Origin of the sequence: Sphingomonas sp. 66-10 (genome assembly GCF_001897045.1) — a bacterium.
Classification (GTDB): domain Bacteria; phylum Pseudomonadota; class Alphaproteobacteria; order Sphingomonadales; family Sphingomonadaceae; genus Sphingomonas; species Sphingomonas lycopersici.
On sequence record NZ_MKRR01000148.1, the window covers coordinates 4,404 to 16,543 of the forward strand.

Here is a 12,140-nt window from a genome sequence, read left to right on the forward strand (position 1 = left end):
GTGCTGATCCCGGTGCGGCTGGGGGTCGGCTGGCGCGCCGGGGTCAATGTCGGCTATATGAAGTTCAGCCATAAATCGAAGTGGCTGCCCTTCTGAGCAGCCAACCCGAGTCCGCTCTTTTGCCGTCATGCCGGGTCAGGCCCGGCGTGACGACGAACTGGCCAATGTGCTGAGGTCGGCCGGTCTGCCCCGTCAATCGGCGAAAACCGCCGCACGCTTCTCCATATTGGCGCGCACCGCCTCGATCTGGTTGGGCGAGCGCAGCAGCGCGATCTGCTCGGCGCTCTCGGCGCGAAGCACCGCTGCGGCATCCGCATCGGCAGCAAGATTGTAGAGCCGCTTCGACGCCCGCACCGCCTGCGGGTTGCGGCCGGCGATCTCGCGTGCCAGCGCCAGCGCGGCAGTGCGAGGCTCCTCGTCAAGCCGGGTCGCGAAACCATAGCCCAGCGCCTCCGCGCCGGAGAATTCGCGCGCGGTATAGGTCAGCTCGCGGAGCACGTCGTCGCGCGCCAGCGTCCGCCACAGCGCGACGCCCGCCATATCGGGCACCAGCCCCCAATAGGTTTCTCGGATCGACATCCGCGTCGCCGGGTGAACGATGCGGATGTCGGCGCCCGACATCACCTGAAAGCCGCCGCCCATCGCCACGCCGTGCACCGCCGCGATCACCGGCATCGGCAGATCGCGCCACCCCCAGGCGACATTCTGCGGCGCATTGGCGAGGCCGTGGCTGCGCGCCGCGAGATCGTTGCCCGATCCGCCGCCGGCCATCGACGCCATATCGAGCCCCGCGCAGAACGCCCGTCCCTCGCCCGAGAGCACCGCGACGCGCACGTCCTTCATCCCGGCGAGCTGGGCGATCGCATCGTTGATCCCGGCGAACATCGCGGGATCGAGCGCGTTCATCTTGTCGGCGCGATTGAGCCGGACATCGGCCACGCCGTCCGCAACCGTGATCGTCACCCGCTGTTCCATCGCGCTCTCCTATGGCTTTGTCGCACCAGCGTTACGGTCCAATCGCGCGAAGGACAACGGCACGCGGCGTTGTCCTGCGCGAGTTTGGTCCGTAGAGACGCGCCATGAACTTCGATCCCACAACCATGCCGATCGGGATGGCCAATGGCCGGTCGTTCGGCGGCCACGGCGGGCGGCTGGGCATTCGCTATCATGCGCGCGGCGACGATTGGGTCGAGCTGGCGCTGCCCTATTCGGACGAGCTGATCGGCGACGAGGAAAGCGGCGTGCTCGCCTCCGGCCCGATCATCGCGATGATGGACATGGCGACCAGCATCGCGGTGTGGCAGAAAATCGGCGCCTTCGCGCCGCATGCCACGCTCGACCTGCGGATCGATTACCTCCGCCCGGCGCGGCCGGGGCAAACGGTGATCGGCCGCGCCGAATGCCTGCGCATCGCGCGATCGATCTCCTTCACGCGCGGCATCGCGCATGACGGCGATATCGACGACCCGATCGCGCATGTCGCGGCCACCTTCATGGTGCCCAACGGCGCCTATCCGAAAGCCGCCAAATGAAGCTGCCCCCCTATACCGGATTGCTCAAGGCGACGCTGGAACTGGCGGAAGACGGCACCCCGGTGATGGTGATGCCGTTCCACGACGACGTGCTCGGCCGGCCCGGTTTCCTGCAAGGCGGCGCGATCTCCGGGCTGCTCGAGGTGGCGGCGATCGCCGCGCTGCGCCATGCGCTGGAAAACGAAGGCGGCGGCCGGATCAAGCCGATCAACGTGACGGTCGATTTCATGCGCGGCGGCCGCGGGCTGGAAACCCGCGCGGCGGGGCGCATCACCCGGCTCGGCAACCGCGTCGCCAATGTCGACGCCTTCGCGTGGCAGGACGATCGCAGCCGGCCGATCGCCGCGGCACGAATGAACTATCTGATCGAGCGGGATTGAGCCTCACGCGGCGTTACGCAGCGATTACCTCTCCCGTTCGGGCTGAGCTTGTCGAAGCCGTGTACTTTCTTCGCGAGGAAGAAGGACAGCCCTTCGACAAGCTCAGGGCGAACGGAGCATATTTTGCGCACGATACCCTGCCATAGGCACCGTCACCCGGTCTTACGGTTCAGCGCTGGGCGTTATATTTGAGCTGATCCTGCGTCAGCTGGAAGCCGACCAGCGCCTCGAAGCTGGCCGAGAGCACCGCCTGGCGCACGTCTGGCGCGCTCAGCGGATCGACCGCGGCATCCTGCTCGCCCGCCTTGCGCTTGCGATTGAGCTTGTCGCGAACTTCCTTCGACAGCGTCGCCGCCTCGCGGTTGATCGTGGTCGAGGCCTGGCCGTTGGTCGAGGCGATCGCCTGCCCCGCGTCGAAATGCAGCCCGACGCGGCCGATGCGCTTGGCGGTCACCGCATTGCCGCCGCGCACGACGGTGATGAAATAGGGCAAGGTCACGTCGCGCGCGCCCTCGGTCCGCGTCCGACGCGCGCGCACGTCGAAGGTGACGGTGGTCGCCACTTCGGCGCCGCTGTCGTCACAGGTCGAGCGGACATTGGTGATGTTCGCCACCACATCGATCGCGCGCTCGTCCTGGCTGGTTGCCGGATCGAACAAGGTGATGTCGCCCGTCCCCGCCGGCACCCCGACCACCGGGCAGGCCGAGCGCACCGCGGTGATGCCGACGCCGGAGGTGAGATCGATGTCGCCGGTCTTCGCGCAGCCCCCCAACGCAGCGAGAAGGGCAATCGGGGCAACGGATTGGCGAAGGGTCACGGGGCTATACCTTGGCTCGAACACAACATGGGGCCGCGCTTGCGATCGAAGGCGGCCCCGTATGCGCTGCACCATAATCGTTCCGCGCGCGCTGGCAATGGCGCGCGGCATCGCGGCGCTTACTGTGCGAGCGAAAGTCCGCCGGTCACCGGCGCCTTGGCGGCCGCGGCGATCGCCACATTGGCCAACGCGGTGGTGCGCTCGGTGCCATTGTCGAGCGCCGGACGCGTTTCCGGCGCATGATCGGCGTAGATGAAGCCGTTGACCGGATAGGTCGAGCTGCCGAGATCGCCGGTCGGCCCGTACCACACCTTGACCTCGGACCAGTCGTTGTTGGGGGACACGTCGATCGCGCGGACATTGGTTTCGACGCGGCCGGGGCGCGACCAATTGGCGTGGGTCAGCAGCACTTCGCGATCGCTGACGACGCGGGAAACCATCGCGACATGGCCGACGCGCATGCGGCGGGTCGGCTTGAACGCCAGCACCGCGCCGACGCGCGGCTCGGCGCCACGCTCGTAGCGGCCGGCGGCCTGGCCCCACCAGGTGTTCGCGTTGCCGCGGATCTGGATGCCGGAAATCTCGCGGGCATAGGTGGCGCACTGCCAGAATTGAGCAGACGCCGGGGCGGCTGCCATCAGGCCGCACGAAGCCACCAGCGCAAAACGCGCAGCCAAAACCTTCAAATTCACTTGCGACCCCCCGGTCAACAGGACGTTCGGTGAATTCCGGCTACGGGCAGAAACCAAGGAAACCAAGTGCCGCCCGCGGCGTTTCCGATGAATCGTTTCGACGCGCCGATGACTCGATCCGAATGCGGTTCATCGGGGGGTCATGCTGCGGGCTGGCGGGGTTCCGACTCGAGGACGCCGGTTGCAGCAAGCTGCGCCAGCCGTGCCTCATGTTCGCCGCGACCGAACGGGAATCGCGCATAGAAGAAGGCGGCGAGGCAATAGAAGAGCAGGTAGCAGGCGCCGTAGATCGCGGTCAGCCGATCGAGCACCGGCACCGGCACCTGCCCGGGCACCGCCTTCGCCGGAAAGCCCGCTGCAGCGAGAATCAGCCCGGTGACGAAGATGCCCACCCCGCTGGTGCATTTCTGGATGAAGAAGCCGCCGGCGAAGAACAGCCCCTCGGAGCGCCGCCCGGTGCGCACCTCCGATTCCTCCACCACATCGGCGAGCATCGACGCGCCGGTGATATAGGCGGTGACCCCGGCGGCGGTGGACAGCCCGGCGAAGAAGAACACCAGCGGCAGCAGCCACGGATCGCCGACCGCCGGGAACCAGCCGGCAAGCCGCAGCCAGAAGGGCGCGGTGCCCAGCACCGCCGCGATCGTCGACGCCCAGGCCGCCATCCTGGGCTTGCTGCCGCGTCGCCCGACCGCCGGCGCGACGACGAAGGCGACGCCGACCCCGGCGAACAAGGTGATACTGTAATAGAGGAACGTCATCCCCTCGAAGCGCCACACGAAGCTCGCGACGTAATTGGAGATGGCGTAGATGATCCCCTGCCCGGTATAGGCGCACAGGCCGGCCAGCATCAGCACTGCGAACGCCTTGTTCTTCAGCGTCTCGACCATGTCGCGCAGGTTCCGCGCGAGCGATTGCTTCTCGATCTTCGGATTGGGCAGCCGCGGGATCTCGCGATGCGTGCCGATCGCCGAGACGAGGATCGCCAGCCCCATGAACAAGGCGCCAGCGATCGCGAAGCCGCGATAGCCCGCCGGGTTGAGCAGCCCGTTGGGATAGCCCGGCGCGGGCGCGAGGAAATAGACATAGGCCGCGACCAGCATCAGCAACCCACCGAGCCAGCCGAACAGATAGCGGTAGGACATGATCCGCGTGCGCTCGTCGTAATCGGCGCTGAGCTCGACCGCCATCGCCTGGCTCGGCACCTCATAAGCGCTCACCGCGCTGCGCACGAGCACCGCGGTGACGAACAGCCACACCAGGATCAGCATATGCGACTGGCCGATCGGCGGATTCCACAGCGCGACCCAGCCGAGCATGATCGGCAGCGCCGCGCCATAAAGCCACGGGTGCCGCCGCCCCCAGCGGCTGCGTGTGCGGTCGGAGAGGAAACCGACCGTCGGATCGACGAACGCGTCGACGATCAGCGCGATCATCACCACGAAGCCGACGGTCGCCGCCGGCACCCCGACGACCTGATTGTAGAACAGCAGCAGGAACGTGCCGAAGCCCGAATCCTTGACGCCATAGGCCGCGGCGCCGAAGCCGTAACTTCCCATCACGCCCGGTGACAGGCGACGCGCCGGCGGAGTCGTCAGCGGCATCGCCTCGGCGGGCGTGATGCGGGCATTCACGCCATCGACTCCAGTGCCTCGAACATGCCCGGCATTTCGGGATCCCAGCTCTGCCGCGTGCCGATCGTCAGCCCGCCATCGACCAGAATGTGCGTCCCGGTGACGAACGCCGCATCGTCGCTGGCGAGATAGGCCACCGCCGCTGCGATATCCTCCGGGCGCCCGGCGCGCTTCACCGGCTGCGCGTGCGCTGCAATCCCGCCGATCACCTGATTCGCTGCCGCGCGCTTGTCACTCGGCAGATCGAGCGCGCTGACGAAGATATTGGTGGTGATGAACCCGGGCACCACCGCATTGACCCGGATCGAATCCTTGGCGAGTTCCGCCGCGGCGACCTTGGTGAGATGGAGCACCCCGGCCTTGGCGGTCGAATAAGCGATCGGGGCATAGCCGCTGCCCAAGGCCGAGACGCTCGACGTGTTGACGATCGCCCCGCCGCCGCGCTTCGCCATCAACGGCGCGGCATAGCGGATGCCGAGCGCGACCGAGCGCAGCAGCAGCGATTGGGTGCGATCCCAATCGTCGGGCGAGATTTCGTCGATATGCTCACGCGCGCCGCCGGCGCCGGCGTTGTTGAACAGCACGTCCACGCCGCCGGCCGCATCCGCCGCCTCGATCAGCGCGCGGATATCCTCCGCCTTGGTCACGTCGCGGCGCTGGAAGCGGATGCGGCCGTTCGAGGTTTCCGCCACCTCGCGCCCGCCCGCTTCGTCGACGTCGCCGATCCACACCTCGGCCCCCTCCTCCGCCAGCCGGATCGCGGTGGCACGGCCGATGCCGGAGGCGCCGCCGGTGACGACGGCGCGCTTGCCCGTGAAGCGCATAAATTCTCCTCTCCAAGTTTTTCGGCAGCATAGTATGGGGCTGCCCCACGTCAATCATATGACGGTTCGAACTATCGGTTTGCTTCGCGCGAGCGCCTCCGGTAGCGCGAGGACATCGAACAAGGATGCAGGAGAGAGCGATGAGCCTGAGCAAACTTTTCAGCCTCGAAGGGCGCGTCGCGCTCGTCACCGGGGGATCGCGCGGGATCGGCAAGATCATCGCCAAGGCCTATATCGAGCAGGGCGCGAAGGTTTACATCTCCTCGCGCAAGGCCCCCGCCTGCGAGGAAACCGCCGCCGAGCTGGGGCCGAACTGCATCCCGATCCCGCATGACGTGTCGACCGTCGCGGGGTGCCAGGCGCTCGCCGCGGACATTGCGGCGCGCGAGGATCATCTCGACATCCTCGTCAACAACGCCGGGGCCGCATGGGGGGCGCCGTTCGAGGAATTTCCCGAAAGCGGCTGGGACAAGGTGATGGACCTCAACGTGAAATCGCCCTTCTTCCTGACGCAGGCGCTTCACGGGCTGCTCAAGCGGCAGGCGAGCCACGACCGCCCGTCGAAGGTGATCAACATCACCTCGATCGACGGGCTCCGGCTCAATCCGTGGGAGACCTACAGCTATCATGCGTCGAAATCGGCGCTGATCTATCTCACCAAGCGGATGGCGGCGCGGCTGGTGAAGGACGGGATCATCGTCACCAGCCTCGCCCCCGGCGCCTTCGCCAGCGAGATGAACCGCGCCGCGCGCGATCATGGCGATGAAGTGGCGAAATCGATCCCGATGCGCCGTATCGGCGATTTCGACGATATGGCGGGCGCCGCGATCTTCCTTGCTAGCCGCGCGTCGGATTATGTCGTGGGGGATACGCTCGTGGTCGACGGCGGACTCGTTAACGCCGCCTTGGGGACGAGCATCGAGCCGTAGGACAAGATCTCTCCGCCCCGGCACAGGCCGGGGCCCAGTTACGACCGGCCCGATGCTGGACCCCGGCCTGCGCCGGGGTGGAAGCTAGAATATGGAAGGTGGGGAGCTTCTGTTGCCCGGCGCTCCCCGTGCCGCTGGAATCCGCTTCTGTTGCCCGGTGCGGTCCAACCGCGCTTTTGTCCTTGTAATCTAGACCGTTAGGTCACTGATTACGCGGCAATCGCGAGCGCCTCGTTATCGTTGGCACTTGTGTACGGGCCGTCACGGTGGTCCCATTCCGAGCAAAAGCCAGCGCTTTTCAACACACGTCGATCCTGGTTCGGCCCCGTCATCACCCGTCCGTGGAACGGACGGTTGGTGGTGGAGCCGCCGGGTACTGCCCCCGGGTCCGCTGCGCCTATTAATCGCCGGCGTTTATCGCCATAGCCGTGGGGCGAGCCCCGCGAGCGAGACCGATATAGGGGCTTGGTACGAAAACTAAAAGCCCGCCTTTCGCTCGCCATAATAGGGGTGCATAGAGCAAGCTATCATGTTGACGCAGCGTTCCCGTTACGCGCTTCGCGCGATGCTCTTCCTGGCCGAGGCCCCCGCCGGCAGCCCGCCGATTCCGATGAATCGGATCGCGACCGAGGCGAATGTGCCACGCAAGTTCCTCGAGTTGATTCTCGCCGATCTGCGCGATGCTGGGCTGTTGCTCAGCCACCGCGGCAAGATGGGCGGCTATTGCCTGTCGCGCCCCAGCCATCTGGTGTCGCTGGGCGAGATCATCCGCGTGATCGAGGGGCCGCTCGCGCTGGTCCCCTGCGTCAGCCGCACCGCCTATCGCCCGTGCAAGGATTGCAAGAGCGAGGCGGATTGCGCGATTCGCCACGCGATGATGCGGGTGCGCGACGAAACCGCGCGCATCCTTGACGGCACCAGCCTGGCTGACGCCACCGCCGAGCATCTCGTCGCGGCCTGACCCGCCGCCCCGAGGGGCGACGGGCCGGCGACAATTATTTACGCACCGCGACGGCTACGCAGCTCGTCGCGGATTTCGCGCAGCAGCGCGACATCGGCCGGCTCGGCCGCAACCTCTTCTTCCTTCTTCGGCATCACCCGGTTCACCGCCCGGATCATCAGGAAGATGATGAAGGCGATGATGAGGAAATTGACCGCCTGGGTGATGAACTGGCCGTAGCCGAGCAGCGGCACGCCCGCCTTCTTGAGCGCGGCATAATCGGTCGATCCCTGCAGCTTGGCCGGCACGTCGCCGAGCACGATGAAATAGCTGGAAAAATCGAGGCCGCCGAAGATCTTCCCGATCACCGGCATGATCACGTCCTCGGTCAGCGAGGTGATGATCTTACCGAACGCCGCGCCGATGATGACCGCGATGGCGAGGTCCATCACGTTCCCGCGCGCAATGAATGCCCTGAACTCCTTGAACATTCCCGCTCTCCTCTGTGGGTGGCGAATGATTAGTCGCCGATTGCCCTTTCGCCAAGCGCCGCGAGTGTCCTATATGGCTAGGACAGAAACAGGAGGATGACCCCCGATGACGTTTCGTCCGATTGCCATCCGCTCGGTCGCGATTGCCGGCGTTGCGCTCACGCTTTCCGGTTGCGGCATCAACAGCATCCCGACCGCCGAGGAAAATGCCAAGGCGCGCTGGGCCGATGTGCAGAACCAATATCAGCGCCGTGCCGATCTGATCCCCAATCTCGTCGCCACGGTGAAGGCCGCCGGCGCGCAGGAGAAGGATATCCTCGTCGAAGTGACGCAGGCGCGCGCCTCGGCCAATCAGGTCAAGGTATCCGGCGACCAGCTCACCGATCCGGCCAAGATGCAGCAGTTCCAGAATGCGCAGGCCGGACTGACGCTGTCGCTCCAGCGGCTGCAGGAGGCCTATCCCGAGCTCAAGAGCCAGGGCAATTACACCACGCTGATGAGCCAGCTCGAAGGCACCGAGAACCGCATCACCATCGCCCGCAACGATTACAATCAGGCGGTGCAGCAATATAATACCACGATCCGCACCTTCCCGGCGGCGATCGGCGCGAAGATTTTCTACGGCGCGAAGCCGATGGTGCCGTTCGAGGCGACCACCCCCGGCGCCGATACCGCGCCCAAGGTGAACTTCGGCAATTGAGGTGACGATGCGCGCCCCGGCCGCCGCTCGGCCCGAATGGCAATGGGCGCGGGCGTTGCTCGCGCTCCTTGTCGCGTTGCTCGCGACGCTGGCACTGCCGGCGGCGGCGCAGACCTTTCCGAAGTTCACCGGGCTGGTGGTGGACGAGGCCGGGGTGCTGCCCGACGCGGTGAAGGCCGATCTGACGCAGAAGCTCGAGGCGTTGCAGCGCGATACCAAGCGGCAGGTGGTTGTCGCGACGGTGAAGGATCTGCAGGGCTATCCGATCGAGGAATATGCCAACAAGCTGTTCCGCGCGTGGGGCATCGGCCTGAAGGATGTTAACAACGGCGCGTTGTTCATCATCGCGCCCAACGATCGCAAGCTGCGCATCGAGGTCGGTTACGGGCTCGAACCGGTCCTGACCGATGCACTGACCAGCGTCATCATCAACAACGATGTCGTCCCGCGTGTGAAGGCCGGCGATCTGCCCGGCGGCGTTCAGGCCGGAACCGACGCGATCATCACCCAGCTCCGTGCCTCGCCGGAGGAAGCGCAAGCTCGGCTCGATGCGGCGGTCAAACAATTTGACGCGACGCACCAACGCCAGCGGACGGGCGGCGGCGGAATCCCGATCGGGTTGATCTTCTGGGGCATGGTGCTCGTGTTCGTGTTGCTGTTCTTCGCGCGGCGTGGGCGCGGGCGGCTGTATAACGAAGGCGGCGGCTCCGGCACGTTACCGATCATCCTGTGGTCGATCGCCAATGAGATCGGTCGTGAGGCGACCCGCGGCGGATGGGGTGGTGGCGGCGGTGATGATTCAGGCGGCGGCTGGGGCGGCGGCGGCTTCACCGGCGGCGGCGGCGGATCGAGCGGCGGCGGCGGCGCCTCGGGGGGATGGTGATGCGGATGACGGCTGCAGAGCGCGATTCGGTGACCGCGGCGGTCACCACGGCGGAGGCGGGGACCGACGGCGAGATCGTCACCGTCGTCGCGCGGTCGTCCGATGCCTATCACGATGTCGCGCTGCACTGGACGATGCTGGCGATGCTGCTCGCGATCGCGTTGCTCGCCGCCTTCCCGTTGCCGATCGAGCGGCTGCATCAATGGCTCGATCCCTGGGCGCCGGCGGTGCCGATCAACGCGGTGCTGACGATCGCGCTGTTCGTCCTCGTCATCGTCTTCCTGATCTGCCGCGTCGTCTTCGCGTGGCGGCCGCTGCGGCTGGCGCTGACCCCGCGCGCGACCAAGGCACGCCGCGTCCGCGCCCGCGCGCTCGCGATCTTCCGCGCCGCCGCGGAAAAGCGCACGATCGGCGCGACCGGGGTGCTGCTCTACCTCAGCCTCGACGAGCATCGCGCGGAGATCATCGCCGATGCCGCGATCCACGATCGCGTCCCCGATGCGACCTGGGGCGCGGCGATGGCCGCGCTGATCGGGCCGCTCAAGCAGGGCCGCGCGGCGGAAGGCATGGCCGCGGCGGTGGCGCAGATCGGGCTGGTCCTCGCCGAACATTTCCCGCGCACGCCGGGCGATACCAACGAACTACCGGATCGACTCATCACCTTATGACAGCAGAAACCGTCTGGCAGGGCCGCTTCATCCGCATGATGAAGGACGGCAAATGGGAATATGCCTCACGCGCGCGCGGGATCGAGGCGGCGGTGATCCTGGCGATCACCCCGGCGGACGAGGTGGTGCTCGTCGAGCAATATCGCGTCCCGCTCGGGCGCAATTGCCTCGAACTGCCCGCCGGGCTGATCGGCGACGAGCAGGAGGGCGAAGCGGTCGGCCCCGCCGCGACGCGCGAGCTGGAGGAGGAAACCGGGTATCGCGCCGGGCGCATCGAGCCGCTCGGCTTCTTCTATTCCTCGCCCGGGATGGTCAGCGAAGGCTTCACCCTCGTCCGCGCGCACGATCTGGTGAAGACCGGCGTAGGCGGCGGCGATGCGGACGAGAATATCATCGTCCATCTCGTCCCGCGGCGCGAGGTCGCCGCGTTCGTCGCGGCGAAGCGCGCGGCAGGCGTGGCGATCGACGTGAAGATGCTGCTGCTGCTCGCCGATACGCTGGTTTAGCGAGCGGCGATCACCCTCCCGTTCGCCCTGAGCTTGTCGAAGCCCTGCACTTTTCTTCCAAGGAAGAAGGGCTGCCCTTCGACAAGCTCAGGGGGAACGGCGGTTAGATCACCGGAAGTTGTCGGCGTAGGCCTGGAGCTTGAGCTTGCGTTCGGGCGCAGGGATCACCGTGAAGGCCAGCCCCTCGCGCTCGGCATAAGCGATCGCCGCCTCGCGGGTCGGGAAACCGAGCCGCACCTGATCGCGCGTGTCCCCGCTGCCGGCCCAGCCGGTCAACGGATCGGGCTTCTTGGCTTCCGCGGGCTCGAATTCGAGCACCCAGCGGTCGGTGCGATACTTGCCCGATTGCATGGCATTTTTCGGGCGCTGATAGATGCGAGCGGTTGGCATGATGGGCTCCCTTATCGCGATTGCGCGCGCCTTGCATCGGCATTTTTCGTCCGCAAGGTGGCGTTGGCGCTCGCGGGATCGTCGGGCCAGGGATGTTTGGGGTAGCGGCCGCGCATTTCCTTCGCCACCGCCGCCCAGCTTCCCGCCCAGAAACCGGGCAGATCGCGCGTCGTCTGGATCGGCCGCCCCGCCGGCGAGGTGAGCGACAGGACGAGCGGCACCCGCCCCTCCCCCACCACCGGATGCTCGGCGAGCCCGAACAACGCCTGCACGCGCAATTCGACGCGCGGCCCGCCCTCCGCGCCATAATCGATCGCATGGGTGCTGCCCGCCGGGCTGGTGAAATGCGCCGGGGCGACGCGCTCGATGCGTTGCAGATCGTCCCACGAGAGCAGGTTGCGGATCGCCTCGGTCAGCGCGCCCGGCGGGATCGCATCGAGCCGCCGCCGCCCCTCGACCGCCGCCGGCAGCCATTCGTCGAGCCGCGCGAGCAACGCTTCATCGTCGAGCGCCACCCCGGCATAATCGGCGCGCACGCGAAAAGCGCGGGCGCCCTCGCTCCACGGCAGCAGATCGAGGCCGTGGCGCCGCACCCCCTCGACCAGCGCCGCCGCGATCGTTTCGGGCGCGGCGTGCGAATCCGGGCCGCTCGACAGCCGCACCGCGCCGAGCCGCCGCTCGCGCAACGGGCGCACCGCGCCGCTCGCGGGGTCGAATTCGGCGGTGTGGCGGGTTTCGATCCGGTCGGCGAACA

At 67.0% G+C, this 12,140-nt stretch carries 17 protein-coding genes and 1 other RNA gene; 9 read left to right on the forward strand and 9 right to left on the reverse strand.

Translation table 11 applies throughout. The annotated features are described in order from the left end of the window. On the forward strand, nt 1–96 hold a 96-nt coding region (locus BGN95_RS21960), incomplete at its 5' end, for an EipA family protein (protein ID WP_286774023.1). 96 nt (nt 97–192) lie between these two features. Here the strand turns inward: BGN95_RS21960 and BGN95_RS21965 are convergent. Further along, entirely contained in the window at nt 193–975 is a 783-nt protein-coding gene (locus BGN95_RS21965; protein ID WP_286774003.1) for a crotonase/enoyl-CoA hydratase family protein, read from the reverse strand. Nucleotides 976–1,079: 104 nt separating this feature from the next. Between BGN95_RS21965 and BGN95_RS21970 the strand changes: the two genes are divergently transcribed. Then, on the forward strand, nt 1,080–1,532 hold the full coding sequence (locus BGN95_RS21970) for a PaaI family thioesterase (RefSeq protein ID WP_265268540.1): 453 nt from the start codon (nt 1,080–1,082) through the stop codon (nt 1,530–1,532). Then, nucleotides 1,529–1,912, forward strand: a complete 384-nt coding sequence (locus tag BGN95_RS21975) for a PaaI family thioesterase (RefSeq protein WP_179510945.1) — start codon at nt 1,529–1,531, stop codon at nt 1,910–1,912. Before BGN95_RS21970 ends, BGN95_RS21975 begins: the two co-directional genes overlap by 4 nt. A gap of 169 nt (nt 1,913–2,081) precedes the next feature. Here the strand turns inward: BGN95_RS21975 and BGN95_RS21980 are convergent, their stop codons facing one another. The 4 genes from BGN95_RS21980 to BGN95_RS21995 form a co-directional block, all read right to left on the reverse strand. Next, a complete protein-coding gene (locus tag BGN95_RS21980; protein ID WP_265268538.1) occupies nt 2,082–2,729 on the reverse strand; it encodes a hypothetical protein in 648 nt (215 codons plus the stop codon). A 119-nt stretch (nt 2,730–2,848) separates the two neighbouring features. Further along, nucleotides 2,849–3,367: a CHAP domain-containing protein gene (locus BGN95_RS21985; RefSeq protein WP_179510944.1), complete on the reverse strand. Its 519-nt coding sequence runs from the start codon at nt 3,365–3,367 to the stop codon at nt 2,849–2,851. A 194-nt stretch (nt 3,368–3,561) separates the two neighbouring features. Next, the gene (locus BGN95_RS21990) at nt 3,562–5,055 is read right to left on the reverse strand and encodes an MFS transporter (RefSeq protein ID WP_353744733.1); all 1,494 of its coding nucleotides are present in this window, start codon (nt 5,053–5,055) and stop codon (nt 3,562–3,564) included. Next, nucleotides 5,052–5,879 (reverse strand): SDR family NAD(P)-dependent oxidoreductase, encoded by an 828-nt coding sequence (locus BGN95_RS21995; RefSeq protein WP_286774004.1) that lies wholly within the window; start codon nt 5,877–5,879, stop codon nt 5,052–5,054. Before BGN95_RS21995 ends, BGN95_RS21990 begins: the two co-directional genes overlap by 4 nt. A gap of 140 nt (nt 5,880–6,019) precedes the next feature. On the opposite strand from BGN95_RS21995, the gene BGN95_RS22000 reads away from it, so the two are divergent. Further along, nucleotides 6,020–6,808: an SDR family oxidoreductase gene (locus tag BGN95_RS22000; protein WP_179510942.1), complete on the forward strand. Its 789-nt coding sequence runs from the start codon at nt 6,020–6,022 to the stop codon at nt 6,806–6,808. A 136-nt stretch (nt 6,809–6,944) separates the two neighbouring features. Here the strand turns inward: BGN95_RS22000 and ssrA are convergent. Continuing rightward, nucleotides 6,945–7,295: a transfer-messenger RNA gene (gene ssrA, locus BGN95_RS22005) on the reverse strand. A gap of 42 nt (nt 7,296–7,337) precedes the next feature. Here ssrA and BGN95_RS22010 point away from each other — a divergent pair. Beyond that, the gene (locus BGN95_RS22010; protein WP_179510941.1) at nt 7,338–7,769 is read left to right on the forward strand and encodes an RrF2 family transcriptional regulator; all 432 of its coding nucleotides are present in this window, start codon (nt 7,338–7,340) and stop codon (nt 7,767–7,769) included. A gap of 38 nt (nt 7,770–7,807) precedes the next feature. Here BGN95_RS22010 and mscL read toward each other — a convergent pair whose 3' ends face one another. Continuing rightward, a complete protein-coding gene (gene mscL, locus BGN95_RS22015) occupies nt 7,808–8,239 on the reverse strand; it encodes a large conductance mechanosensitive channel protein MscL (RefSeq protein ID WP_179510940.1) in 432 nt (143 codons plus the stop codon). Between the two features lie 106 nt (nt 8,240–8,345). Here mscL and BGN95_RS22020 point away from each other — a divergent pair, with 106 nt between their 5' ends. The 4 genes from BGN95_RS22020 to BGN95_RS22035 are packed head-to-tail and all read left to right on the forward strand — an operon-like array spanning nt 8,346 to nt 10,996. Further along, complete coding sequence (locus BGN95_RS22020) at nt 8,346–8,939, forward strand: LemA family protein (RefSeq protein WP_179510939.1); 594 nt, start codon at nt 8,346–8,348, stop codon at nt 8,937–8,939. 7 nt (nt 8,940–8,946) lie between these two features. Then, the gene (locus BGN95_RS22025) at nt 8,947–9,822 is read left to right on the forward strand and encodes a TPM domain-containing protein (RefSeq protein WP_286774005.1); all 876 of its coding nucleotides are present in this window, start codon (nt 8,947–8,949) and stop codon (nt 9,820–9,822) included. Continuing rightward, entirely contained in the window at nt 9,816–10,490 is a 675-nt protein-coding gene (locus BGN95_RS22030; RefSeq protein ID WP_286774006.1) for a TPM domain-containing protein, read from the forward strand. Before BGN95_RS22025 ends, BGN95_RS22030 begins: the two co-directional genes overlap by 7 nt. Further along, nucleotides 10,487–10,996 carry an NUDIX hydrolase gene (locus tag BGN95_RS22035; RefSeq protein ID WP_179510936.1) on the forward strand — a complete coding sequence of 170 codons (510 nt, stop codon included), beginning with the start codon at nt 10,487–10,489 and terminating at the stop codon, nt 10,994–10,996. Before BGN95_RS22030 ends, BGN95_RS22035 begins: the two co-directional genes overlap by 4 nt. Nucleotides 10,997–11,104: 108 nt before the next feature. On the opposite strand, the gene BGN95_RS22040 is transcribed toward BGN95_RS22035, so the two are convergent. Together BGN95_RS22040 and BGN95_RS22045 are read right to left on the reverse strand one after the other, a co-directional pair. Continuing rightward, the gene (locus BGN95_RS22040; protein ID WP_179510935.1) at nt 11,105–11,386 is read right to left on the reverse strand and encodes an ETC complex I subunit; all 282 of its coding nucleotides are present in this window, start codon (nt 11,384–11,386) and stop codon (nt 11,105–11,107) included. An 11-nt stretch (nt 11,387–11,397) separates the two neighbouring features. Then, nucleotides 11,398–12,140: ATP-dependent helicase C-terminal domain-containing protein (locus tag BGN95_RS22045; protein WP_286774007.1), on the reverse strand; the 743-nt coding region annotated here is incomplete at its 5' end.